At 76.4% G+C, this 590-nt stretch carries 1 protein-coding gene; it reads right to left on the bottom strand.

The features are described 5' to 3' along the window. Positions 1-198 precede the first annotated feature (198 nt). On the bottom strand, positions 199-590 hold a 392-nt coding region (locus ABD194_RS21440; protein ID WP_343995315.1), incomplete at its 5' end, for a PPOX class F420-dependent oxidoreductase.

Below are 590 nucleotides of genomic sequence, written 5' to 3'. Positions count from 1 at the left end.
GTGGCGGCATACGGCCCCGGGGTGGGCACGCTCGACGGGACCGGCCTGGCGCTGCTGCTCGCGTGCGTGGTGCTGGCCGTGGTCGCGGTCGTGGCGCGGGGCAGGCTGCCGTTCGTGGCCGCCGTGCTGATCGCCCTCGCGGACGTGGTCAGCCTCGTCCTGCGCGGCTGACCCGCCACAGGGCGCCCCAGGGGCGGCTCAGCCGGTGGGCATGATCCGCACGACGGCACGGTCGGGGTTGCCGCGGCGCAGAAGCCACTCGGCGGCCATGAACAGGTGGTACTCGAGGCCGTACTTGCGGGCGAGCCGGCGGCCGACGGCCTCGGTGGCGGCCGAGTCGCGGATGACCTCGGCGCGCCCCTCGACGACCGGCGCCCCGGGCTCGACGTTGCCGCGGCGGTCGCACGGCTGGATCGTGGCGCGCGGGTCGTGCCGCAGCCGCTTGAGCTTGCCGGAGCCCTCGGGGGTGCTGACGAGGGCGGCACCGGCGTCGGGCAGGACCCACACGGGGGTCGCGACCGGTTCGCCGGAGCGGCGGAAGGTCGTGAGGAGCACGAACCGTTCGCCGCCGAGGTGGTGGAGGGTGGGCG

Origin of the sequence: Terrabacter terrae (assembly GCF_039529575.1) — a bacterium.
GTDB classification, from domain to species: Bacteria; Actinomycetota; Actinomycetes; order Actinomycetales; family Dermatophilaceae; genus Terrabacter; species Terrabacter terrae.
This window is presented reverse-complemented; position numbering and strand designations above follow the sequence as displayed.